The following is a 23,077-nucleotide window of genomic DNA, read 5'->3' as shown; positions in this document are numbered from 1 at the left end:
TGAGAAAATCTAACTTTGATTAGGGACGGGCAAGCAGAAGCCTAGATTCTCTAGTTAATCAAATTCGATTTCTCTGAGATGGGAGCAGCTCATGCTGGGTTCTGCTGAATACTATGTTTGTTGTGCGGCAACTTACGTTTTATTCGAACTCACATGGGCTTTTTTTCTGCTGTTGCACCTCGTAACATTAACTATCCAATTTATGAATCAACCCCAATCATAATCAATGATTTTAACAAATTGACCCGTCTCGGTATTTCGTTCATATGCAGAAAACGGTTCGTCATCTACAAATGCTAAAAAAGAATCGTCAATATTAAGCGCCGCTCCAAGTGATACAATTTGGTAATTTTCCAGATTCCCATTGTATCCTTCAGGTTCATGGCCGCTAAAAAAGATCCAGCCTAAATGATTTTCTTCATTCGGCTCATCTTTCAGCATGAGATTGAAGCTTCTCTTTTCTAGAGCATCTCGGGTCATTACGATTTTTGTATCCATATAATAATTCCATTTGCTCGCTTCTGGATCTTCCAGCTTCGTATCGCATATATGCTCATAAGTAAATTGAATTTCTTGTCCATAGCTTAGTTCAGTTATGTAAGATGGTATATTTCTGAGTAAGCCCTTGAAGTTGTCCTCATTACGCTCCACAATTTCAACCCACATTCTTTCGCCAATAAATTGCTCGTGCTCCTCATCGGACAAAAAAATCAATTTTACAAGATCCCCGGCCTGTAACAGCTTTAACATTGGAGGGCTAGGCAAATAAAAAGTGTAAGGCGCTTCTTTGTTTCGATCATATACGCTATCAAGCGTCCAAGTCATGAATATTCCACCTTATTCATTCGTAGTATTTAGCAGCCGTATGCCCATAATGCCATTATAACAATAGTTTAATTGTGCGACTACAAGCGAGAAATTTTTTGAAAAATAAAATACCGTTTGTTATTGGACTATCACAATCCAATAACAAACGGTATAGGCAATTCGCTATTGGTCGGTTTCGACTTGCTGATGTTAATCGTATAGCCGAAGATAAATGAAATCGAATCAATGTTGCCGAAGCCCTGTGCATCAAGAGTATTGAGGGAGTGAAGTCATTATTTGGGACTTACTTCTTTAATGATAGACAACCTACCAAAACCAAATATTTATCGGGTTCCAGTAGGATTAATTACGGGCAAAATCGCCTAAGAACAAGTTAAGCGATTTTCGTAGTAATGTCAAATCCCTTCATTGTATTCGGAACGGGTTGGATTCGTGACGTTATTTCATATACGCTTGAATAAGCTGAGAACCAACTTTTTTTATTGAAAATCTGTCCTTCACTGTTTTCGCACCAAATTCACCTAATAATCGAGCCCTACGGGGTCTACTTAATATGCTATTGACATCTTCCGATAGCTTTTTAACAGTGATAGATACAATAGCTCCATGATCTCCAAAGTGAATTCGAATTATTTCGTTTATATTCTTAGGCTCTACTACACCGCAGTATCCCGCAACTCCTGTCGCGATAACTGGTCTTGCACACGCCATGGCTTCAAGTGCAACACGCCCTGTCCCCACAATGACATCTGCTGCATAATAAGCATGTTGTATGTCTGGTAAGGGAGGACGAATATATATTGCTCGTCTACCAAGACGGCGGTTAGCTTTAGCAGCAAGTTCTTCGAGTTTTGATCTCGTCACGGAAGAACCAGGGCCAAATAAAACAGCTACAAAATTAAGGTTATTTTTTGCAACAATCTCTGATGCCAAGATCACTTTTTTTGCTATGGGCAATTTATCAGATGAGAATCTTCCAGCATAAACAAGAATCTGGGCAGATAGTGGTAAAGTAAGTGCTTTTCTCCACTTTTTTTTATTAGATATCGAATTGAATGTTAGAGTATCGATCCCATTAGGTATCATTAGGATTTTATTGGAAGAAATTTTCATGTGTCTAACCAACCAGTTTGATAAATTTGGCGAAACAGCAATGAGATGTTTTGCCACTTTTGACGTAGCTAACAAAGCAGATTGTTTATGATAAGTACCATGCACAGTAGCAATCAATGGTATTTTATATTGTCGATGCAAAATTGCTGCATATCGAAATGACATAGAATCATGGGCGTGTAAAAGCCCGTACCTTCCTTTGGAAATGATCAAGGATAATAAGGATATTCGTTCTACTAACGATTTTTTTTTGGGGGATAGAAGGTGAACAGTAATCCCTGCTTTTTTAAACGAATTTAAAAGTGGCCCTCCCATAGTAACAACGCCAATTCGAAACCCTTTTGATATTAAATATCGGGAAACAGAATGAATGTATTTTTCGGTTCCTCCAGTATTTAACTGCGAAACGAACATTAAAATATTCACATTTTCACCAACCTCACTTAAGACTCTAACAGTGGAGATCAATAACTTACTGACCGTTTGGTCTATTCAGTAACATCGGTTATGTGCTTTTTTAGCAGTACATCAATTGGTTTGGAGTTACCGCCCTGGCAAACGTTAGTTACAATCTTTTTCGGATGGCCTAATCGACCGATCACACCTGTCGTTTCCCATTTGCCTCTTGGGTTTTTCTGCACCATAATCCTAAGGTCAAAAAGTCGGTTGTTGTGCCGCAGTAAATAGATTCCATATTGAATGACATATTTTTCGCTTTTCGTTTTCTTATGGATGGAACTAGTCATACTATTAATGGAGTTGAACGTCCTTGTGACAGTATTTAGTTGGTATTTATAAGAACCTTGCCCTAGCATTTCCACACCTATGATGCCCTTGCCACCAGTTCCCCTATTTGGCTTGACATAGACCATTTTGTACTTGTTTTGTAACGATTTGCTTACATTCTTTTTTAATTATAAGTCCAACCATATTCAGCCGACCCCTTTTACATAATGAGTATCCGTATCAAAGTATGTGCCTTTACTAAAGGCTGCTTGTGCTAATGTCCGTAGCATAGGGGCTGATTGGTGTGTACATTAGTCACTATATCTGAGTAGGTGACTTCTGCAAATGCAAATATCGACTCATCAACTAGCAAAAGGCACTAAGTTCGAAACGCACATTACATTATCAAGGTTAACTCCGTGGGAAATACAGTCATGATAACGGCGGGGGTACAAGAAGACGAAACGGCAAACATCCTAGCGGCAAAAAAACTGTTGGATTTACTACAGAAGGACATCCTCCACATCGAAAACGGAATGTTGATTATCGTTCCAATCGTTAATCAGATCGCCTATAAACGGCGTATCAGGGATATTCCCGATTTGAATCGGACAATCCTGCGTAAACCCAATCAAGCAGCGAGTCACCCACTTTCGGCCGCATTATTTCGGTTAACGAAGCAATTCAATCCTGAGTAGTATATTGATCTACATGAAGCTAGAGGCATTTTTCGGTCCGTGTCCAGCTTCACCAGCACGAGCAAACAGCATGCGATGAGTGCGATCCAAATCTGTTACGGCGTAGTCGATGTAGCCACCCTTCTTGATTTCTTCTGCCGTCAAAATTTTCTTGACCTTCCGCTGAACCTTTGGGTTCTCTACGCTTTCGACTGGATTCTTCGGTATCTCGCGTTCGACCTCGTAAAGATAATTGAAAAACACTTTGATGTTGCGAACGTAATTTGCAATGGTTGTCATTGACACTTCTTTTTTTGTAGTCGGTGCGATTCTCTGGGTGGTTTTTGTCTTTTGACTCAGCATTGTTTACGAGTGCGCACTTGCTCCTCTCACGAACATACTTGATGTATTGTCGAACATGACCCGACTGAACTTTTTTAACATCTTCATCTGGAATTCTTCAAGCAAGTACTTTCCGAACAGCTTTAACGTCTGCTCATAACTTGCCAAGGTTTTACGCGAAAGGTTTTTGGATGAACAGTAAAGCATGAAATTATCCAGTTGAAAGTCAAAATCGATCATAAGAAATACCACTTATTTATTGGTTTCGAAGAAACAATAAATAAGTGGTATCAGTTGGTTTGCTATTCAAAAGTTTATCGGCTCAAATTACCCATTTTCGGATATTTATAGCCATCCCTGTTTTTGACATTGACACTCTCAAACCCTTGATACAACAGCAATTAACTCACCTTATGCTCAATCCGCAGCTTATCTGCAACCATCGCGATAAATTCAGAGTTCGTTGGTTTCGACTTGCTAATATTAATCGTATAGCCAAACAGGTGGCTGATGCTGTCGATGTTGCCGCGCGTCCAAGCGACTTCAATAGCGTGGCGAATCGCTCGTTCGACGCGGGAAGGTGTCGTTTTGAATTTTTCGGCGATTGCTGGATATAGCGTTTTTGTAATCGCACCCAAAATTTCGATATTGTTATACACCATTGTGATAGCTTCGCGCAAATACTGGTAGCCTTTAATATGAGCAGGCACGCCAATTTCATGAATGATACTTGTAATATTGGCATCCAGATTTTTGCCTTTAGCAAGCGGAACAACATTCGATTTCACTGTTGACGAACTCGAATTGTAAGAAGATGATGCCGAGTACGAAGAATTCCCGAACAGCTGGCGAATCCGGTTAGCCAAAATATCCATATCAAATGGCTTAAGATTATAATAAGAAGCACCCAATTGAACTGCTTTTTGTGTAATATTTTCTTGACCAAAGGCGGTCAACATAATGATTTTAGGCATTGGCGAGATATTCATTTCCCGCAAGCGCTCCAAAACGCCAAGTCCGTCCAAATGAGGCATAATAATATCAAGAATGAGTACATCCGGTATTTTACGGGATTCTTCCAAGTGCCTCAGCACTTCTTCACCGTTATACGCTACACCACTCACATTCATATCACTTTGATCGGATATGTATTCCGATAACAAATTAGTAAATTCTCTGTTGTCATCTGCCAATAATACATCAATTTTTTGCAAGATATTATCCTCCCTCAAATGATAATCCAATTTTCACTCTTGAACCTTCCCCTAGTTGTCTTGAGTAACATTTTCGACACGCTGATATAAATTCCTTCTGTCGAAAATTATTTTTCTTTATTTTTTTTCGCAATACCGTTATACTGATTATTTATTTACAATTAGCGCTTCGTTTCGCTGAGTTTCGACAAAAGAAGGTGTCCAACAAAAGTAAAACAACCGCCTGCAGCGTATTCGCTCCCTGCCGCTGGCGGTTGTTTTTATGCTGCTGTTTGACTGCCTTGCTGCAATGTAGATTTTAATAACACCCCTGCATCTTGAAGCATCCATTCAATGAAACATCCATAACCCGATGTAGGGTCATTTACGAACACATGGGTCACCGCTCCAACCAGCTTGCCATTTTGAATGATGGGGCTGCCCGACATACCTTGTACAATGCCACCTGTTTTATCAAGCAGACGCTTGTCCGTTATTTTAATAACCATTCCTTTAGTTGCCGGACTGTTCTGCTTCATAACATGAGCAATTTCAATATCAAATTTCTCAACCTTTTGACCATTTACTACGGTATAAATTTGAGCGGTGCCTTCAGCTACTTCCTCAGCAAAAGCAACCGGCATCGCATTGCTGTTATAGCTGTGGGTAGGATTTTCTTTCATTTTGCCAAAAATGCCAAATGGGGTGTTTCGTTCCACATTGCCCAGCACTTTACTTTCCTTCACAAAATGGGCCCTTTTTTCGCCTGGCTCGCCATTTTGGCTTTTGTTAATCGACGTTACGCTGGATTGAAGAATTTGGCCATCACCAACTTCAATAGCTGTTTGCGTGTCCATATCTGTAATGACATGTCCAAGCGCGCCGTAAACGCCCTGATCAGGGGCATAAAACGTCAGTGTGCCTACACCGGCAGCTGAGTCGCGTATATAAAGCCCTAGCCGCCACGTTCGATCCTCAGCATCATAAGAAGGATTCAAAACGGTTTTGCCTAAATGCCCGCCTCGCTTATATACAATATCAAGCGCTTTCTTGTTGTTGCCTGCATGATCAACGAGCTCTGCAACTTTCCTAACTTCAGAAACCTTTTGACCATTGATCTTGACGATTAAATCGCCCAGACGCAATCCTGCGAGCTCACCTGGAGATTGTTTACTGCCATTCTGACTAGTCACTTGATGATGACCGACGACTAAAATTCCGGCTGACTTCACCTTGACCCCAATGGTTTGACCACCAGGAATGACCTTTAAATCAGGTACAACATTGACTTTCACCGTCTTGAAAGGAATTTTACCGAATAATTTCACTTTCATCCTCGTCTCGCCGCTTTGCTGCGAATGTAAGGATAGCGGTTCGTTCAAATTGACTGATAAAGACCGGGTCGATGAGCCATTCACTTGAAGCATACGCGGGTCCACCGTAACTTGAGCATGAACAGGAACTCCATATTGTAATCGTTTCGATTGGCCAGTGAACAAACGCAGTTCATTCGGGATTGAGGCTAAGTGCTGAAACGGTGTGGAGAAGCCTACCATGCAAATCAAAATCACGAGAACCAGACCGAACCATCTCTTCCTCTTGCTGGAGTTCAATGATTTCACGCTCCCTGTAATTCCATCGCATGACGATAAAGGATTAATCGCCATTGGCGTACCTTTAAGTTACCCCGCCCCCACCGTTTTATGACCACAAAAAACTTCCCTTAATGCCCTCCATTAGGCTCCTTTCTGCCGCAATGCCAAATCAAGCATTTCTTGTGCATGATGTCTCGTTTTCTCGGTCACTTCAACCCCGCCCAACATGCGGGCTAGCTCCTCTATTCGGGTATTGCTCATAATTTCTTTAATGGAGGTAGCTGTACGTTGATTAACGACTTGCTTGCGAATTTCATAATGGTGATCAGCCATACAAGCTACTTGCGGTAAATGCGTGATCGAGAAAATTTGGCAACGACGCGATAGTTGGGAAAGCTTCTCCGCAATCGATTGAGCTGCACGTCCGCTAACACCTGTATCCACCTCGTCAAATACGAGTACTGGAATTTGGTCATGCTCAGCAAATATCGCTTTCAGAGCCAGCATAACGCGCGACATCTCGCCGCCTGATGCGATTTTATTCAATGGCTTAAGCGGCTCTCCAGGGTTCGGAGCCAGCATAAATACCGCTTCGTCACAGCCATTGCTATTAAGCACAACAGCGGTTTCCTTTTGATCGTGCTGCTTGATTATGTCCATTTGTACAGAAAAAATCGTGTTAGGCATTTGCAGTTGACGCAGCTCGCGCTCAATGGACTCAGCCAATCGTGTAGATGCATGATTGCGCAGCTTGGACAACTCCTCAGCAAGTTCAAGTGCTGACTTATACAACGTTGCTTCGCTATTACGCAGTTTTTCTAAATAGTCATCGCGGTTTTCGATCTTGTCGCGTTCCACGACGATGCTTTTATAATAAACGAGAATATCCTCAATGCTCTCGCCATATTTGCGTTTCAAACCATGAATGAGATCGAGACGATCTTCGATAGTCGCAAGCTGCTCTGGATCTGATTCAATGGTATCTCTGTAATCTCTAAGTTGAAAAGCGGCATCCTCAGCTTGATAATATGCCGATTGGAGCTGTTCAAGCAATGGCCCAACAATAGTGGGATCATATGTCTGAATATCCGAAAGCTTAATAATCGCTTTGTTTAAAGCATCCAAGCCAGCATCGCCATACAATAAAGAATATGCTTCGGTTACATTGTCCATCCGTTTGCTGGCGAATTGCAGCTTGCGTTTCTCTTCAGCCAGGCTTTCATCTTCTCCGACCTTGAGCTGGGCGTTTGAAATTTCTTCGATTTGAAAACGGTACAAGTCCAGCATTTGCACATTATGGCGTGCTGAATCTTCAAGCTCACGCAGCGCCGCTCTTGCCTGCTGCAGCTCTTTATATACCGCTTTATAAGTCTGCTTGCGCTCAATGAGCAGGTCACCTGCGAACATGTCAAGCCATTCCAAATGCCTCTCTGTGCGCAGTAAAGATTGATGCTCATGCTGACCATGAATATTAACTAAGCATTCTCCAATTTCACGAAGCATCGTCATAGTAACCAGCTGTCCATTCACTCGGCTGCTGCTTTTGCCTTGGGAAGTGAGCTCACGACGAATGACGAGCATCTCGTCATGTGATGCCTCTACCCCTAGTCTCTCCAGCACATGCCATACGGGATGCATCCGCGGCAAATCAAACATCGCATCCATTTCCGCCTTCTGACAGCCATACCTGACCATATCTGCGGAGCCTCGTCCTCCAACAATTAAGCTAAGCGCGTCAATAATGATGGATTTACCCGCTCCCGTCTCCCCCGTCAAAACATGAAAGCCATGGTGGAACGAAACCGTCACCTGCTCAACTACAGCTAAATTTCGAATGGACAGCTCTCGCAACATAAACTGATGCCTCCTAAAATTGGTATGTTAGTTTAGTTCAACAGCTCCAGCAACCTTTCTACAACCTCATTGCTTTGAGCTTTCGTGCGGCAAATGATCAAAATCGTATCATCTCCGCAAATGGTTCCCATTACTTCCTGCCACTCCATATTGTCCAGCAGCGCGCAGATCGTATTGGCTGTGCCCGGCAAACACTTCATTACGACAAGATTGTCTGTGAAATCGATGTTCACGAAGTGATCGAGCAGTGCCCGCTTGAGCTTGTGAATCGGATTGATCCGTTGTTTCTCCTGCGGCAATGAATATCTGTATCGGCCATCCTCTGCTGGAACTTTAATGAGCATTAGCTCCTTAATATCACGTGATACTGTAGCTTGTGTTACCTGCAATCCGGTATTGCGAAGCGCTTCAACTAGCTCCTCCTGCGTCTCCACAACCTGATTCGTAATTATTTCCTTGATTTTAAATTGACGTATCCCTTTCATAAATAAAGCGCCTCCCAAACATGCTATTCTACAACTGAAAAACAACTTTTCTAATGGAGCGTTCCTTCACATTAATAAACAGGATGCCCTGGCATTTCGGCAGCAACAACGCGTATACAAGCAGCCTGTCTCTTATTCCGCTTCCCGTCCAATCCATCGGCATACGATCCCTTGCAGTCTTCACGATGTATAACTCTCCGTCAAGTTCTGCAATATAATCAATATACAAACGGCTGTCCAGTTCTTGGCCATCCAGGTCAATCTGAATGGGAATTCGGTGTTTGCCTGAGACGACATGATAGCCACTCTGTTCAAGAAACAAAATGTTCTCATCATTCGGATCAAGCGGGACACCTTTACCAAGCTTCAAGCGGTTGAAGGAGGCTGGCTCATGAAGCCAGCGATGAAACAATCGAAACAACCACAGGATTAACAAGGCTGAGGCAACTAGCATAATTAACCAGTCACCGTATTTGTCCATATGCAACCCTCCATCCAAAACATCCATATATGTAATGGTTCGAGATGGAGGGTGCATATTCCTGTCAATGTTTATAAAGCGAACGCATGTTTGGTTGAGTTCAGTGTATCAAAAAAGACCCAACTCTGTAAAGCAAAAAATAGGGGAACACCCGATCGCCTTAGCGATGCAGGCATTCCCCTCGCAGCTTGCTACTGTTTTTCAGCGGAAAAGGTGCCGCTCGCCTGCTTGACGAGCTCCATAATTGCCGCATCATCGGGAACCTGCTGATTAGGCTGGTTTTCCCAAATCCAGTAAGCCAAAAATTCAATATTGCCTTCTCCGCCTGTAATAGGAGAAAAGGAAAGATCACGCAGCGTATAACCCATCTCAGCGGCCGCCAGCGTTACATGCCTCAGCACCTCTGCATGCACCTTCGAATCCCTTATAACACCTGATTTCCCTACTTTATCGCGCCCTGCCTCAAATTGCGGTTTGATCAATGCCATCACGCCTGAGCCCGGATCAATCAATCCCGAAAGTGCAGGCAAAATGAGCTTCAATGAGATAAACGAAACATCAATGGTAGCAAAAGTAGGCTTGGGCCCAAGCAGTTCCTCAGGCTTCATATAACGGAAGTTAACACGCTCCATGACGTTCACGCGTGGGTCTTGGCGAAGCGACCAATCCAGCTGATTATAGCCGACGTCAATGGCATAGACGTATTCCGCTCCATTTTGCAAAGCGCAATCTGTAAAGCCGCCTGTTGAAGCACCAATGTCCAGCATCGTACGTCCAACGAGATCCAGCTCAAAGGCGCGAATGGCCTTCTCCAGCTTTAAGCCCCCACGACTGACATAGGCATGAATAGCCCCTTTTACTTTAATATCCGCCGTGCGGGCAACTTTCATTCCGCTCTTGTCGATCGGTTCGTTATCCACCAGAACAAGGCCTGCCATTAGCGCTTTCTTCGCCTTCTCCCTGCTTTCATAAAAACCGCGCTCGACGAGCAGCACATCTATTCGTTCTTTAGGTGTCGTCATTCTTTTACCTAGCCTTCTAATGCTGTCCGGTTACGCGCATTTTACTGCGAGGATGCATGTTTTTAAGCTCAGCTGCTATCCGTTCGCCCGTCAGGCCAACTTCAGCGCGCTGTTCTTTAATGGAACCATGTTCAATAAACTGGTCCGGAATACCAACGATACGAATCGGCAAACCATAAATGCCGCGCAGCGAATAAAATTCAAGAATCGCACTGCCCAAGCCGCCAAGCTCCGCGCCTTCTTCCAGCACGATGATGTTTTTACCTTCATTCGCAAGTGACAGAAGCATTTTCTCATCCATCGGCTTAATAAAACGTGCGTTTACAATGCGGACATTCATGCCGTCGCGCTTCAGCAGATCCGCTGCTTCTTCCGCCACTTGAAGCATGGGGCCAATAGCAATAATAACGGCTGAATCGCCTTCGCGAACCGTCTCCCATGAGCCTATAGGCAGCGGCAGAAGCTCAGCATCAATCGTTACGCCAAGTCCATTGATCCGCGGATAACGGACTGCAATCGGACCATCATTATAATCAACCGCCGTCTTCATCATCCGGCGAAGCTCATTTTCATCCTTAGGCATCATTAAGACCAGATTCGGCACATGGCGCAGGAAGGGAATATCATACACGCCATGATGGGTTTCTCCATCGGGACCTACAAAGCCTGCACGGTCGATAGCAAAAATAACATTCAGGTTCTGGCGGCAAATATCATGCACAACCTGATCATAAGCCCTTTGCAGGAAGGTAGAATAAACGGCAAATACCGGCTTCATTCCTTCGATCGCAAGTGCTGCAGACATCGTCGCCGCGTGCTGCTCGGCAATACCTACGTCGATCATGCGGCCTGGAAAACGCGCTGCGAATTCCATTAATCCCGATCCACCCGGCATAGCAGGTGTAACCGCTACGATACGCTTATCCTTCTCTGCGAGCTCAATCAGCACATCGCCAAATACTTGCGTATACATAGGCGAGCCAACGGCCTTGACGACCTGACCTGATTCGATTTTGTAGGGGGAGATGCCATGCCATTTATGGGAATCTGCTTCAGCAGGAGAGTAGCCTTTCCCCTTCACCGTCACGACATGCACAAGAACAGGGCCTGGAACTGAATCAGCCTGACGGAAAATATCAAGCAACTGCTCCATATCATGCCCGTCAACCGGTCCTAAATAAGTAAGACCGAATTGTTCAAAAAGAATGCCCGTTACGAGCAAATATTTCAGGCTGTCTTTAAACTTTTCTGCCGTCTTGGCCAGCTTCCCGCCGACAGCAGGAATTTTGTTCAAGAAATGCTGCAGCTCTTCCTTCGCTTTCTGGTAATGGCGGTCTGAGCGAATTTTGCCCAAATATTGATGCATCGCGCCGACATTTGGCGCAATAGACATCTCATTGTCGTTCAGCACGACAATCATTTTCTTCTTTTCATGGCCGATATGATTAAGCGCCTCGAAGGCCATGCCGCCAGTCAAGGCTCCGTCGCCAATGACGGCTACGACACGATTGTCTTCGCCTTTAAAATCTCGCGCCATCGCCATGCCGATTGCTGCAGACAGCGATGTGCTGCTATGTCCAGCTTCCCACACATCGTGCTCGCTCTCGTCGCGTTTCACAAACCCGCACATGCCTTTATATTGACGCAACGAATCGAAGCGATCCATGCGCCCTGTTAAAATTTTATGCACATAAGATTGATGGCCTACATCAAATACAAATTTGTCATTCGGGCTGTCAAATAAATAATGCAGAACGAGCGTTAGCTCCACAACTCCCAGATTGGAAGCAAGGTGACCACCCGTAACGGAAAGCTTCTCAATGAGAAACTGGCGCACTTCGCTTGCAAGCTGCTCCAGCTCTTTCTTGGATAACCCTTTTAAATCCTGAGGCCCGTTTATATGTTCAAGCAGCACAGTACTTCCTCGCTTTCGCGAACAGCAGCCTTCACTGTTCAATAGACGTCAAAATATTTAAACTATTATAACATAGGCATTGTTTTTTTCCCAATCCCCAAGGCATTAGAGCGAATTAATGATCCCTCTGCACCAGATAATCGGCGATTTGCAGCAGTCTGTCCGGTGCTGCAAGTCCTGCATCAAGCACAGCCGACTTCGCGTCCTGCGTCAAACGCTCTACTTGAGCCTTGCTCTCCTCAAGCCCCATCAGATAGGGATAGGTTACTTTTTGTTGCTCGACATCGCTGTTCGTCTTCTTGCCAAGCTTGCTCTCATCGCCAATCAAATCTAGAATGTCATCTTGAATTTGAAAAGCCAGCCCAATATTGCGGCCATATTGCTCGAGCAGCTTGATTTGCGCTTCTGTAGCACCGCCAATACGTGCGCCAGCTGTAACAGAGAACACAACCAAATCTCCGGTTTTGTGCAAATGAATATATTCAAGCTCTGCAAGCGACGTGATGCCCTGCTCACCCAGCATATCTGCTACTTGCCCGCCAACCATGCCTCTGGCTCCGGCAAGCATTGCCAAATCTTCCACGATATCGAGTGCAACCTGTGCACTGACACCACCAGCTTTAGCCGCTTTAGGAATTAAATGAAACGCATGGGTCAGCAGCGCGTCACCAGCCAAAATCGCCATCGCCTCTCCGTACACCTTATGATTCGTGAGCTTGCCGCGGCGGTAATCGTCATCATCCATCGCTGGCAAATCATCATGGATTAAGGAGTACGTATGTATGCATTCAATTGCGCATGCAACAGGCAAAGCTTTGCTCACCGTATCTTCATTACCGCTAATAGCCTCAGCTACTGCAAGCACAAGAGCGGGCCGCAAGCGTTTTCCACCTGCTTCAAGGGAATACATCATGGATTCACGGAGCTTATCCGGAACCTGCCACTGCGCAGGCAGCACTTCGGTCAGTGCTTGTTCTACGATGGCGGCGCATTGCGCCAAATAGGATTTTACCAAAACCGTGTCGCTCAAGCGTTATTCTCCTTTGTCTTCGCTCGGTGGAGCAAACGTTTTTTTCTGAAAGCCCTGCTCTGTCTCAATAAGTGTCTCGATCTTCTGCTCCACCTGCTCCAGCTTGCCACTGCACAGCTTCGACAGACGCATGCCCTCTTGAAATAGATCAATCGCTGTTTCCAGCGGAACATCGCCGTTTTCAAGCTTTTCTACAATCGTGTCAAGCTGCTCCATTGCCTGTTCAAAACTAAGCTCGGCTGCTTCCTTTTTTGCCACTGCTGCTCTCTCCTTCCAACGACGATACTTCGCAGGTCATCTGCCCATCTGCTAGTTTAACCTTTACGGTATCCCCTGCCTTCACATCTGCTACTGACTTGACCAAGCGCTGCTCCGATTCTTCATAAACTAACCCGTATCCTCTCGCCATTACCTTCAGCGGACTAAGCGCATCAAGCTGGCGTATGGAGCTATGAAGCTTAAGCTGCTTCTCCTGCAGCGTTTGCTGGATAATCTGTTCCAGCCGTTTCGAAGTTCCTTTGAGCCTGCTTGCCGCAAACTGCACGCGCTGCCCTGGATGATGCCCGGCAAGCGTCGCTTGCAAACGCTCCAGCCTGCTTCGCCCGCGGTGTGCTGCCTTTTGCGTCCGCTGGCGCAAGCGTTCCTCCAGCAGATCAAGACGCTGCGCCTGCTCCAGCAAATATTTGCGAGGATAAAGAAAAAATGGCGAACGGCGCACACGCGCAAGCTGCTCCTTGCGGCTGCGAATGACCTGGCGCAGCGATTGCTCCAATTGCTGGCGCTGCCTGCTTAAATGCTTCTCCAGCTCGGCTGCATGCGGTACAGCCAGCTCGGCCGCTGCCGTAGGCGTCGCCGCCCGCAAGTCTGCAACGAAGTCAGCAATCGTGTAATCGGTCTCATGGCCGACGGCGCTAATGATTGGAATAGCGGATGCCGCTATGCTGCGCGCTACCTGCTCTTCATTAAACGCCCAGAGCTCTTCAAGCGAGCCGCCGCCGCGCCCTACAATTAATACGTCGATTTCTCCAAAACGGTTCATTGCTTCTATTGCATGTGAAATGGAAGGTGCTGCTTGCGCTCCTTGCACTAAAACCGGATAAACATAAATACGCGCAGCAGGATAGCGGCGCTGCAGCGTAATCATCATATCGCGGACTGCTGCCCCTGTCGGCGAAGTAATCAGACCGATCGCCCCAGGAAAGCGTGGAATCGGGCGTTTGCGCTCAGCGGCAAACAGCCCTTCTTCCTCCAGCTTGCTCTTCAGCTGCTCGAAAGCGAGGTACAAGCTCCCAATACCATCTGGCTGCATGGCAGAAACATAAAATTGATAGTTGCCATCCCGCTCATAGACAGAAATGTTTCCGCGCGCCATCACTTTAGCGCCTTCACGAGGAATAAAAGGCAGCCGCTGGTTATGCGATGCAAACATGACGCATTTCAACCGACTGTCTTTATCCTTGAGTGTAAAATACATATGGCCGCTGGAATGATGCGTAAAATTAGATATTTCTCCGCGCAGCCATACATCGCCAAGCACAGCGTCCGAGTCCATTTTCATCCGGATATATCGGTTAATGTCCTTTATCGAATAAACCCGCGGCTGTTCTTTCATCGCCTTACTCTCCGATTCCGTTTGCGCGTTTGGCTGCCTTAATCGTGTTCTGGATCAGCATCGTAATCGTCATCGGACCAACGCCGCCCGGTACTGGCGTAATATAACCAGCTGTTTCTAGGCAATCCTCGTAATCCACATCGCCCGCCAGCTTGCCATCAGGCAAACGGTTAATGCCAACATCAATAACGACTGCTCCTGGCTTCACAAACTTGCTGTCAATCGCTTTCGCTTTGCCAATGGCTACGACAAGAATGTCCGCCTGCTTTGCGATCTCTTCCATGTTGGCTGTTTTGGAATGGCAAATCGTCACCGTGGCATGCTCTCTAAGCAGCAGCATTGCGACAGGCTTTCCGACAATATTGCTTCTTCCAATGACAACGGCATGCTTGCCTGCAATATTAACGCCGCTGCGTTTAATCAGTTCAATAACGCCCGCTGGCGTACATGGCAGCAAGCTGTCATCGCCTATTACGAGATTACCCACACTTTCCGGATGGAAGCCGTCTACGTCCTTTTCCACGCGAATCGCGTCGATAACGGCTTTCTCGTTAATATGTTTAGGCAGCGGCAGCTGCACCAAAATACCATTAATGGTATCCTGAACATTAAGCTTGGCGATCAGCGCCAAAACTTCCTCTTCCGATGCCGATTCAGCCAGTCGGTGAACCTCGGAATATAACCCCAGCTGCTGGCAGGCTTTTTCCTTAGAACCGACGTATACTTTAGAAGCAGGATCATCTCCAACCAATACAACTGCAAGACCCGGAACAACACCCTTTTCTTTAAGCGAAGCTGTATCTGCCCCAATTTCCTCACGAATAAGATCCGAAATCTGTTTGCCTAAAATGATATGTGCGCTCATAATGTGTCGCTCCCCTTCTTGCCGACCGGCCTTCTGTGCCGGCGGTTTCCTAGTTTGTATGATCAGGCTCGGCTTTCAGTTGCTCAAGTCCGCTAATCAGCTTGCCTAACACGCCATTTACGAACTTGCCAGACTCTTCCGTGCCAAAATGCTTAGCGAGTTCAATTGCTTCATTTATAACCGCTTTCGGCGGTACATCGTTGCTGAATACCATCTCAAAACAAGCCAGACGCAAAACCTGGCGGTCTACCCGAGACAGCCGGTCTACCTGCCAGCCAGTCAAATGATCCTGCAGCATGTCGTCAATCGCCGCTTTGCGCTCCGCGACGCCCATCACAAGCTGTCTTACAAAATCATCATCCGTATTGCCAATATCCCCTGGCTCCGCGCCGATTTCGTTGGCAGAATGCGCCTCTTCAAGAAGCATGTCTACCGCTTCGTCAGCAGTAACTTCATTCATTTCCATCTGGTACAAACTTGATACTGCAATTTCTCTCGCTAATCTACGTTTCATGGGACCTCCAAAGCAGTTGCACTGCTTACTGAAATTTATTATTGCTAGCGTAAACGGTTTTCGCCCTTAACATATCGACAAAGCCTATTTCGCGGTAAAATAGAAGCCCATTATAAGCATTTCACTTATAAAGCCTTAGAACTTCAAAAAAACCTATGATCTCCTCCCTGCCTCGAACAACCGGCAATCCGGCTTCCGGAGAACGGAGGAGACCACAGGATTATCTAAACGGGCGAAATCTTTCCATTAGTACGCTCCACACTTGCTGCCATGGAGCGGCCGGATCCTGCCGCAAGTCTTTCTTTTTGCCTATCCAATACCCAATTGAAATGAGCAGCATAAAAACCAGCATATCCCAAAAACCTGCAAACAAATACACGAAGCCAAAAAAGAGTCCTGCTGCTGCGCCAATTGTCCGCTTTCCGTAATGAACCCAAAATTCCCTCCACATCCGCTAGCCCACCTCTATTCCACGCGACTCTTGTACATGCCTGTCTGAATGACATTCGCCACAAATACCGTCACATTTGAAACCGGTATCCCTGTAATATCCTCAATATGGCTTTTGACAGCAAGCTGAATCTCTTCCGTGAGCGTTGGGATTGAGCTTTCTCCATCAACAAACACGCGAAGCACAATGTCAAGGCCAGAGTCGGAAGTACGAATGCGCGCACGCAAATCTTTAACCCCGCGACGCTTGGAAGCTGCTTTGAGAGCTAGATTTTCAATCGTTTCAATGGAAATGCGAATGTCGCCAAAATCTGTCCGTTGATCAATTGAAGGCGGAGCTGCAGAACCTCGATGCAAGGAAACAATAAAAAATCTCAAGCTGAGCAAAAACAATACAATCCCAGCAATCATAACGGAAATCTGAATCGATGGCTGCTCAAACATGCGGTCTAAAGCCGTAAGAAGCGCTCGCTTCGAAATCCAATTAAAGCCAATACATGCGATCATAATGGAAGCGGCACCGATTACGATGCTATAAATAAACAATAGCAGCTTGTCCACAATTCTAAACAATGCAAATGCCTCCTCCGGGCAGACCGAATGAAAACCCCCTTGCGCCGAGCGGCATGCCGATCACGAGGGGGTTATAGTCAATTCTCTTCCATGCAGTTATTACTTGACGCGCAGCAGTTGGTCTTCCTCTACCGGCTTCTCAGCAGCTTTGAAATGAACATCGTGAATATGTACGTTCACTTCAATAACATGAAGACCTGTCATCGTTTCAATCGAACGTTTCACATTACGCTGAATTTCCGAAGCGATTTCTGGAATGCGGTTGCCATATTCCACAATAATGGATACATCAATCGCCGCCTCACGCTGTCCAACATCAACTTTAACGCCTTTAGACAAATTTTTACGGCCAAGCATCTCTGCGATTCCACCTGCGAAACCGCCGCTCATGCCAGCTACACCAGGCACCTCAACTGTAGCCAGTCCAGCAATGACTTCAATAACCTCGGGTGCGATTTGAATAACGCCAATGTCCGTTTTCTCATACTCCGTTGCTGTTGTACTCATGATAGCTTTACACCTCCCTAAAGTTGCGCGTCCCGCCCTGCATCGGACGGGTAAAGCTTCCGCATCTTATTTCTATACTATATCATTCGCCATGAAATATGACAAACCATTACAGATTGTCCCCAGCTTTTGCCGCAGCCTGCTCTGGATGGAAAACATCATATTCCTCGAGGAACTTGATATCAAAATTTCCTTCAATAAACTTTGGATGCTCCAACAGTTTTTGATGGAAAGGAATCGTTGTTTTTATGCCTTCAATCGCGAATTCAGACAAAGCTCGCTTCATGCGGGCAATCGCTTCCTCACGCGTTCTTCCCCAAACGATCAGCTTGGCAATCATAGAGTCGTAATGCGGCGAAATCGTATAACCCGGATAAACCGCGCTGTCGACCCGCACGCCCGTACCGCCCGGCGCCAGATAGAACGGAATGTGTCCAGGAGACGGCATAAAATTGCGCTCGGAATCCTCGGCATTAATCCGGCACTCTATCGACCAGCCATTAATCGCAAGATCTTCCTGCTTAAAGGAAAGAGGATTGCCTTCTGCTACGGAAATCATCTCTTTTATCAGATCGACATTCGTTATCATTTCTGTAACGGGATGCTCGACCTGAATCCGAGTATTCATTTCCATAAAATAAAACTGGCCGTCCGGCCCAAGCAAAAATTCAAGCGTACCTGCACCTGAATATTGAACGGAAAGCGCTGCGCGAACAGCCGCTTGTCCCATCGCTTCACGAAGCTCAGGAGACAAAACTGGACAAGGCGCTTCTTCGACCAATTTCTGGCGACGACGCTGAACCGAGCAATCGCGTTCAAAAAGATGTACAGCATTGCCATGCTTGTCCGCCATTATTTGAACTTCGACATGCTTCATGCCTGTCAAATATTTTTCTAAATAGACGCCTGCATTGCCGAAAGCTTTCTGAGCTTCCTGCTGCGCCGTCGTAATTTGCTGAACGAGCATTTCCTCGCTGTCAGCAATACGGATGCCTTTGCCGCCGCCGCCTGCTGTCGCTTTAATAATAACGGGATAGCCGATCTGACGTGCAACTTCAACCGCTTCTTCCATTGTCTCAATGAGGCCTTCAGAGCCGGGGATAACCGGAACGTTCGCCTGCTGCATCGTTTGCTTGGCTACCGCCTTGTCGCCCATTTTGCTAATCGCCTCAGGCGAAGGCCCTATAAACGTAATGTTGCACGATTCGCAAAGCTCCGCAAAATTCGCATTTTCAGCAAGGAAGCCATAGCCTGGGTGAATCGCATCGCATTCCGTTATAGTAGCAACGCTCATCAGGTTCGTTAAATTCAGATAGCTGTCCTTCGACAAAGTAGGACCGATGCAATAAGCTTCATCTGCAAGGCGCACATGGAGCGAATCGCGATCCGCCTCCGAATAAACGGCTACGCTTGCAATGCCGAGTTCGCGGCAAGCCCGAATAATACGCACGGCGATTTCGCCGCGGTTGGCAATAAGGATTTTTTGGAAATTCACATTGTTACTCCTTTCAAATGGCTAGTTCTCCCAGAAGGAGCAATGCTGTTATTCCGGCTTCACCAGAAATAGCGGCTGCCCGTATTCCACCAATTGGCCATTCGTTACAAGCACTTCGACGATTTCGCCGCGCACTTCCGCTTCCAACTCGTTCATTAGCTTCATCGCTTCCAAAATGCAAACGACGCTTTTCTCGGATACGCGATCGCCTGGTTTTACGAATACCGCAGCATCAGGGCTTGGCGAGCTGTAAAACGTACCAACCATCGGGGAAGTGATTTGGTGCAAATTCTCACTTGCAGCGCGCGCTGCAGGCGTCTCAGACGCTGTAGACTGCGAAGCTGGCTCAATAGCAGGTGCCTGTGTGTAAACGGGAGCAGGCTGCTGTGAATATGTATGCGTTAGCGGGGCTGCTTGCACATTGACGACTTCCGTTTTCCCGGGCTTGCGAATTAGCAGGCGAGTCCCTTCGTTTTCAATTTCCAGCTCATGAACGGAGGTTTGATCGACCAGCTTGATCAATTCTTTAATCTCGCTCAATTTGAACATGAATGTTTCACTCCTTAAAGTTTTGCGGTAGCAAAACCGCTTCGTAAGCATCCGCTTAGTTTTGCGGTAGCAAAACCGCTTCGTAAGCATTCGCCTAGCTTTGCGGCAGCAAAACCGCATAGTAGCTTAGCTTGCATTGTTCACTTTTATTAATGGGCACAATAACGTTTAACATTATATCATAAACGCTGAGGAACACGAATTATTTTTTACAAATGCATAAAATAACCCTTAAACAGCCGCCTGTTCCCTTCGTAAAAATCGTTTTAAGCACTCTATAGCTTCAGTCGCTGTATTAAGAATAATGGGCGAGGCAGGCAAAAATTGAACTGCCCATCAATAAAAAACGCAGTCCAGGCAATAAAATCATAGCCTGAACTCCGCTCTTTTTTGATCATGAGGATCAAATGGAAAATAAAGAAGGAAACTGCCGGATAACTCCGTTCGTCATGACATCTGCCATTCCCATTGCCTGCGATTCGATGGGATCGCTTAGGGCGACGTTTTGCTCATAGTTTTTTGCGAGTCGTGCCGCTACTTCGCCCGTAAGCAGTCTAAGATGCTCATCGAGCATCCTCTTCCATTCCTCTTTGGACCAATAAGGATTTATTTGGCCCAGGAAGTCGGCAATGGCTTCTGCATTCATATACCAGCGTTTTTGTGCATCCGCTGCCGCTGCGCTATCGCCAGCCTGGAGAGCCTTGACGAGTTCAGCTGCAATGACAAGATGCTCCCTCAGCAGTTCGGCAAACTTTGCCGCAATCACCCTGCCATACAAAGGTTCAAGCAACGCTGCAAAGTCTGTAGCGTTCCTTAGCAGCCTAGCCGTCGTTGCTTGTTCGTCACCAAGGCGGTCAACAATGCTGTTCACCGTCAATCTTGTCCAGTACACATGCTGTACCCACAATGTCCGCAGTTTGCGGTTCAATTCCATGCTGGATGATGTCCAGCATGAAGGATGAAGCGATTTGGCCATTTGATGGGGATGGGTAGGATAATAGCGATACATAATGTGTCGTAGCTCCTTTTTATTTTTTTACATTATATAGGCGCAGGGCGAGTGTCGTGCACGATCGGGCATAAGAAAAATCCCGGAAGCGCCAGCTTAACTGACTTCCGGGATTTTCTGCTCAGGCAACGATTAATTAAGGTACAAATTGCACCGATACCTGATCCGCATTGATTTCCATTTTTTTCATAACGAGATCCACAATATCAGCTGCTTGATTTTTCTCCAGCTTCTCGCTCGCTACGACGACTTTATAAACGTTGTTTTCTTCATCTACAATGGCGGATTCATAATTTTGCATCAGCTGCTCTTCTAGCTCTGTCAGCTTTACATTTTTTTCTTCAAGCATGGACAGCTGTTTTGCCGCTTCAGTGGATTTTTCTTTATCTACCTGCGTATTTGCGATATCTGCCATCAGCTTATCAAGCTCCTCGTTGTTTTCCTGCGTCCGCTTCTCCTGAATATCGGCGAATACGCTCGTTGCGGCCCCCCCTTGCTCATACTGCTCCAGCACCTCTTTGTCAGTCTCGCTCACTCCATTGTCCGCTCCTTGCTGCACCTCATCCACAACGATGCCGCTGCCCGCTGCCTCAGTCGCACCTTGTCCCACCGTCTGCTCGAGCTGCGAGTTGTCTGTCAGCAAATCTGGCGAGCTTGCATCCTGCGTAAACAAGTAATAGGCGGACAGTACCACCATCAAGCTGAGCATCGATACGAGCCAAATCGTTTGTCTTTTCGTGTTCATGTGAACACCCTCCTCAAAATGGTATAAAAGCTAATCTACTGCTTCCTTGGTGCAACAGAAATGCGGGATGCCGCGACATTTACGCCTTTTTCGACCGCATCTATAATTAAACGCCTGACGGTTACGTTTTCCGCCCCCTTGGCTACGATAAGGACACCGCGAATGCGCGGGTTGATCGTCTTTTTAATAATCGGCTTCTGATCGCCGGACACCTCGACGAGTACAACCTCGCCATCCTTGTTAATCGCCGTAATATGCCGTTTGCCCCCGTTTTTGTCATTCTCGTCTGTAACCGACTGCGTCTCCTTCTCGTTGCGTTCAACGACGATTTCCTCTGTTGAATCAATGGTGACCAGAACATCCACCTCGCCAACACCGACGATTTTCTCCAAAATTTCCTTCAGCCTCGCCTCCAGCGGCTGCTCCACCGCTTCGAATGAGGCTCCTTCATGCGAGCCTGGGCTGGTCCAGGCCGTGTCATCTACTGACTGCAGATTTTGCCCCTGCCCCTGTACGGAAGGCTCAACCTTGTTATAGGTGAGAAAAGAATTAATCAGCATCAGCAGCGCTCCAACACAGCCGATAATGAGCAGGAGGCGCAGCATTTTTACTCGCTTCGGTCCCCCAGGGCCTCCGCCCGCCATCGCTTCCAGCTTCTCCAGCCACTTCGCCACCTGTCATTATCGCTCCTTTCGCTTCACTTTTCTCCGCGAATGCTTGCCGGCTGGCGAATAATGATGGCCTCGGGAGATAAACCCCAGCCCTCGGCGAGCACAGCTCTCGTCTGCTTGTCAAGCTCTGCGTTTACGGGCTGCCATAACGGTTCATCCGCAGCACTCTGCGCTTCTGATGAATGATTCGGCCCAGTCTCCAGCAGCTCAGGCACCATAACCTCAACGCTCACTGGCTCCACTGCTTCGACCTGTCTATTTTCCTCCTGTACTTCCTGTGTTGAATTCGCATCCGCAATTGCAGGAGATCCTCTCGGCGAGGCTGCCTCTTCTTCAGGAAGCATCTGAGGAAACGTCACTGTCACCGTATCCATATCGACCATCTCAACATCCCCTTCCTTGATCCATTTTAGTTTGACTTCAACCGAGCTTGCCGTCTGGCCCGTATAGCGAACGATTGCGGTTTCCATCGCTTTGGAAAGCGTACTGCCGGTCAGGCTAGCCGCCTGCTGCTGCTGCTTGCGTTTAAGCTCCTCCGCCTGACGCTGAATGTCGGCAAGTGTTGGCATTTTCACCTGCCGCTGCGCCGTGCTCATCTCCCATTGCTGGATGCCCGCGCTCAGTCCCGCCGTTACGTCGCCTTGCAGCAGGCGAAGCAGTGGAGACAGCAGCGTCAGCAGAACAAGAAGGCCGATAACAAGTCTGGCATAGCGCAGCATCGCCCTGTTGGGCAGCAGCAGCTCGGTGCATACAGCGAGCATTATGACAGCGATAATGTCACGCAGCCACTCGCCCAGCCAAGCTACCATGCGATTCGCCCCCTTCT

25 protein-coding genes and 1 pseudogene are annotated in these 23,077 nt (G+C 46.7%); 1 reads left to right on the top strand and 25 read right to left on the bottom strand.

What is annotated here, in order from left to right; genetic code table 11:
• Nucleotides 1-207 precede the first annotated feature (207 nt).
• From AC6B99_RS22325 to AC6B99_RS22315, 3 genes and pseudogenes are all read right to left on the bottom strand, one after another.
• Complete coding sequence (locus AC6B99_RS22325) at nucleotides 208-825, bottom strand: immunity protein Imm33 domain-containing protein (protein ID WP_056028955.1); 618 nt, start codon at nucleotides 823-825, stop codon at nucleotides 208-210.
• A gap of 441 nt (nucleotides 826-1,266) precedes the next feature.
• Nucleotides 1,267-2,367: a glycosyltransferase gene (locus AC6B99_RS22320; protein ID WP_496664276.1), complete on the bottom strand. Its 1,101-nt coding sequence runs from the start codon at nucleotides 2,365-2,367 to the stop codon at nucleotides 1,267-1,269.
• A gap of 62 nt (nucleotides 2,368-2,429) precedes the next feature.
• A pseudogene (locus AC6B99_RS22315) lies at nucleotides 2,430-2,825 on the bottom strand (YheC/YheD family protein); the annotation flags it as partial.
• A gap of 276 nt (nucleotides 2,826-3,101) precedes the next feature.
• On the opposite strand from AC6B99_RS22315, the gene AC6B99_RS22310 reads away from it, so the two are divergent.
• Complete coding sequence (locus tag AC6B99_RS22310; protein WP_496664275.1) at nucleotides 3,102-3,365, top strand: hypothetical protein; 264 nt, start codon at nucleotides 3,102-3,104, stop codon at nucleotides 3,363-3,365.
• Nucleotides 3,366-3,374: 9 nt separating this feature from the next.
• Here the strand turns inward: AC6B99_RS22310 and AC6B99_RS22305 are convergent, their stop codons facing one another.
• From AC6B99_RS22305 to spoIIIAF, 22 genes are all read right to left on the bottom strand, one after another.
• Nucleotides 3,375-3,644 carry a site-specific integrase gene (locus AC6B99_RS22305; RefSeq protein WP_056028963.1) on the bottom strand — a complete coding sequence of 90 codons (270 nt, stop codon included), beginning with the start codon at nucleotides 3,642-3,644 and terminating at the stop codon, nucleotides 3,375-3,377.
• A 443-nt stretch (nucleotides 3,645-4,087) separates the two neighbouring features.
• Nucleotides 4,088-4,900, bottom strand: a complete 813-nt coding sequence (gene spo0A, locus AC6B99_RS22300; protein ID WP_496664274.1) for a sporulation transcription factor Spo0A — start codon at nucleotides 4,898-4,900, stop codon at nucleotides 4,088-4,090.
• A 260-nt stretch (nucleotides 4,901-5,160) separates the two neighbouring features.
• A complete protein-coding gene (gene spoIVB / locus AC6B99_RS22295; protein ID WP_496664273.1) occupies nucleotides 5,161-6,492 on the bottom strand; it encodes a SpoIVB peptidase in 1,332 nt (443 codons plus the stop codon).
• 123 nt (nucleotides 6,493-6,615) lie between these two features.
• On the bottom strand, nucleotides 6,616-8,328 hold the full coding sequence (gene recN, locus AC6B99_RS22290) for a DNA repair protein RecN (RefSeq protein ID WP_494858571.1): 1,713 nt from the start codon (nucleotides 8,326-8,328) through the stop codon (nucleotides 6,616-6,618).
• 32 nt (nucleotides 8,329-8,360) lie between these two features.
• Nucleotides 8,361-8,813, bottom strand: a complete 453-nt coding sequence (gene ahrC, locus AC6B99_RS22285; protein WP_046231955.1) for a transcriptional regulator AhrC/ArgR — start codon at nucleotides 8,811-8,813, stop codon at nucleotides 8,361-8,363.
• A gap of 28 nt (nucleotides 8,814-8,841) precedes the next feature.
• The gene (locus tag AC6B99_RS22280; RefSeq protein WP_056028973.1) at nucleotides 8,842-9,294 is read right to left on the bottom strand and encodes a hypothetical protein; all 453 of its coding nucleotides are present in this window, start codon (nucleotides 9,292-9,294) and stop codon (nucleotides 8,842-8,844) included.
• Between the two features lie 191 nt (nucleotides 9,295-9,485).
• Nucleotides 9,486-10,316 carry a TlyA family RNA methyltransferase gene (locus AC6B99_RS22275; RefSeq protein WP_056028976.1) on the bottom strand — a complete coding sequence of 277 codons (831 nt, stop codon included), beginning with the start codon at nucleotides 10,314-10,316 and terminating at the stop codon, nucleotides 9,486-9,488.
• 16 nt (nucleotides 10,317-10,332) lie between these two features.
• Nucleotides 10,333-12,231 (bottom strand): 1-deoxy-D-xylulose-5-phosphate synthase, encoded by a 1,899-nt coding sequence (gene dxs / locus AC6B99_RS22270; protein WP_056028978.1) that lies wholly within the window; start codon nucleotides 12,229-12,231, stop codon nucleotides 10,333-10,335.
• 115 nt (nucleotides 12,232-12,346) lie between these two features.
• Nucleotides 12,347-13,261 carry a polyprenyl synthetase family protein gene (locus AC6B99_RS22265; protein WP_056028980.1) on the bottom strand — a complete coding sequence of 305 codons (915 nt, stop codon included), beginning with the start codon at nucleotides 13,259-13,261 and terminating at the stop codon, nucleotides 12,347-12,349.
• A gap of 3 nt (nucleotides 13,262-13,264) precedes the next feature.
• Nucleotides 13,265-13,519 carry an exodeoxyribonuclease VII small subunit gene (gene xseB, locus AC6B99_RS22260; RefSeq protein WP_150131581.1) on the bottom strand — a complete coding sequence of 85 codons (255 nt, stop codon included), beginning with the start codon at nucleotides 13,517-13,519 and terminating at the stop codon, nucleotides 13,265-13,267.
• On the bottom strand, nucleotides 13,491-14,873 hold the full coding sequence (gene xseA, locus AC6B99_RS22255) for an exodeoxyribonuclease VII large subunit (protein ID WP_494858566.1): 1,383 nt from the start codon (nucleotides 14,871-14,873) through the stop codon (nucleotides 13,491-13,493). The genes xseB and xseA overlap by 29 nt, the downstream gene beginning before the upstream one ends.
• Nucleotides 14,874-14,877: 4 nt before the next feature.
• On the bottom strand, nucleotides 14,878-15,738 hold the full coding sequence (gene folD, locus AC6B99_RS22250) for a bifunctional methylenetetrahydrofolate dehydrogenase/methenyltetrahydrofolate cyclohydrolase FolD (RefSeq protein ID WP_056028984.1): 861 nt from the start codon (nucleotides 15,736-15,738) through the stop codon (nucleotides 14,878-14,880).
• A 49-nt stretch (nucleotides 15,739-15,787) separates the two neighbouring features.
• Nucleotides 15,788-16,252 (bottom strand): transcription antitermination factor NusB, encoded by a 465-nt coding sequence (gene nusB / locus AC6B99_RS22245; RefSeq protein WP_046231948.1) that lies wholly within the window; start codon nucleotides 16,250-16,252, stop codon nucleotides 15,788-15,790.
• Nucleotides 16,253-16,472: 220 nt separating this feature from the next.
• Entirely contained in the window at nucleotides 16,473-16,703 is a 231-nt protein-coding gene (locus AC6B99_RS22240) for a DUF2273 domain-containing protein (RefSeq protein WP_494858563.1), read from the bottom strand.
• 14 nt (nucleotides 16,704-16,717) lie between these two features.
• The gene (gene amaP / locus AC6B99_RS22235; protein ID WP_099519842.1) at nucleotides 16,718-17,275 is read right to left on the bottom strand and encodes an alkaline shock response membrane anchor protein AmaP; all 558 of its coding nucleotides are present in this window, start codon (nucleotides 17,273-17,275) and stop codon (nucleotides 16,718-16,720) included.
• Nucleotides 17,276-17,374: 99 nt separating this feature from the next.
• Nucleotides 17,375-17,782 (bottom strand): Asp23/Gls24 family envelope stress response protein, encoded by a 408-nt coding sequence (locus AC6B99_RS22230; protein ID WP_046231945.1) that lies wholly within the window; start codon nucleotides 17,780-17,782, stop codon nucleotides 17,375-17,377.
• A gap of 109 nt (nucleotides 17,783-17,891) precedes the next feature.
• Entirely contained in the window at nucleotides 17,892-19,277 is a 1,386-nt protein-coding gene (gene accC / locus AC6B99_RS22225) for an acetyl-CoA carboxylase biotin carboxylase subunit (protein ID WP_056028990.1), read from the bottom strand.
• Between the two features lie 48 nt (nucleotides 19,278-19,325).
• Nucleotides 19,326-19,826: an acetyl-CoA carboxylase biotin carboxyl carrier protein gene (gene accB / locus AC6B99_RS22220; protein ID WP_046231943.1), complete on the bottom strand. Its 501-nt coding sequence runs from the start codon at nucleotides 19,824-19,826 to the stop codon at nucleotides 19,326-19,328.
• Nucleotides 19,827-20,229: 403 nt separating this feature from the next.
• Complete coding sequence (locus AC6B99_RS22215) at nucleotides 20,230-20,835, bottom strand: acetylglutamate kinase (protein ID WP_496664272.1); 606 nt, start codon at nucleotides 20,833-20,835, stop codon at nucleotides 20,230-20,232.
• Between the two features lie 136 nt (nucleotides 20,836-20,971).
• A complete protein-coding gene (locus AC6B99_RS22210) occupies nucleotides 20,972-21,580 on the bottom strand; it encodes a SpoIIIAH-like family protein (protein WP_056028992.1) in 609 nt (202 codons plus the stop codon).
• A 35-nt stretch (nucleotides 21,581-21,615) separates the two neighbouring features.
• Nucleotides 21,616-22,254, bottom strand: coding sequence for a stage III sporulation protein AG (spoIIIAG, locus tag AC6B99_RS22205; protein WP_056028994.1), 639 nt, complete (start codon nucleotides 22,252-22,254; stop codon nucleotides 21,616-21,618).
• A gap of 23 nt (nucleotides 22,255-22,277) precedes the next feature.
• Nucleotides 22,278-23,060 (bottom strand): stage III sporulation protein AF, encoded by a 783-nt coding sequence (gene spoIIIAF, locus AC6B99_RS22200; protein WP_496664271.1) that lies wholly within the window; start codon nucleotides 23,058-23,060, stop codon nucleotides 22,278-22,280.
• Nucleotides 23,061-23,077: the final 17 nt, after the last annotated feature.

The organism is Paenibacillus liaoningensis, from assembly GCF_059609455.1.
The sequence above is the reverse complement of the archived record's forward strand: the minus strand, read 5'-3'. Positions and strand labels throughout refer to the sequence as shown.

What these genes read in the sequence shown, in the direction of transcription:
- AC6B99_RS22325 (WP_056028955.1), bottom strand. Translation starts at nt 825, where the DNA reads ATGACTTGGACGCTTGATAGCGTATATGATCGAAACAAAGAAGCGCCT.
- AC6B99_RS22310 (WP_496664275.1), top strand. Translation starts at nt 3,102, where the DNA reads ATGATAACGGCGGGGGTACAAGAAGACGAAACGGCAAACATCCTAGCG.
- AC6B99_RS22305 (WP_056028963.1), bottom strand. Translation starts at nt 3,644, where the DNA reads ATGACAACCATTGCAAATTACGTTCGCAACATCAAAGTGTTTTTCAAT.
- recN (WP_494858571.1), bottom strand. Translation starts at nt 8,328, where the DNA reads ATGTTGCGAGAGCTGTCCATTCGAAATTTAGCTGTAGTTGAGCAGGTG.
- ahrC (WP_046231955.1), bottom strand. Translation starts at nt 8,813, where the DNA reads ATGAAAGGGATACGTCAATTTAAAATCAAGGAAATAATTACGAATCAG.
- AC6B99_RS22280 (WP_056028973.1), bottom strand. Translation starts at nt 9,294, where the DNA reads ATGGACAAATACGGTGACTGGTTAATTATGCTAGTTGCCTCAGCCTTG.
- AC6B99_RS22275 (WP_056028976.1), bottom strand. Translation starts at nt 10,316, where the DNA reads ATGACGACACCTAAAGAACGAATAGATGTGCTGCTCGTCGAGCGCGGT.
- xseA (WP_494858566.1), bottom strand. Translation starts at nt 14,873, where the DNA reads ATGAAAGAACAGCCGCGGGTTTATTCGATAAAGGACATTAACCGATAT.
- folD (WP_056028984.1), bottom strand. Translation starts at nt 15,738, where the DNA reads ATGAGCGCACATATCATTTTAGGCAAACAGATTTCGGATCTTATTCGT.
- nusB (WP_046231948.1), bottom strand. Translation starts at nt 16,252, where the DNA reads ATGAAACGTAGATTAGCGAGAGAAATTGCAGTATCAAGTTTGTACCAG.
- AC6B99_RS22240 (WP_494858563.1), bottom strand. Translation starts at nt 16,703, where the DNA reads ATGTGGAGGGAATTTTGGGTTCATTACGGAAAGCGGACAATTGGCGCA.
- AC6B99_RS22230 (WP_046231945.1), bottom strand. Translation starts at nt 17,782, where the DNA reads ATGAGTACAACAGCAACGGAGTATGAGAAAACGGACATTGGCGTTATT.
- accB (WP_046231943.1), bottom strand. Translation starts at nt 19,826, where the DNA reads ATGTTCAAATTGAGCGAGATTAAAGAATTGATCAAGCTGGTCGATCAA.
- AC6B99_RS22215 (WP_496664272.1), bottom strand. Translation starts at nt 20,835, where the DNA reads ATGTATCGCTATTATCCTACCCATCCCCATCAAATGGCCAAATCGCTT.
- AC6B99_RS22210 (WP_056028992.1), bottom strand. Translation starts at nt 21,580, where the DNA reads ATGAACACGAAAAGACAAACGATTTGGCTCGTATCGATGCTCAGCTTG.
- spoIIIAF (WP_496664271.1), bottom strand. Translation starts at nt 23,060, where the DNA reads ATGGTAGCTTGGCTGGGCGAGTGGCTGCGTGACATTATCGCTGTCATA.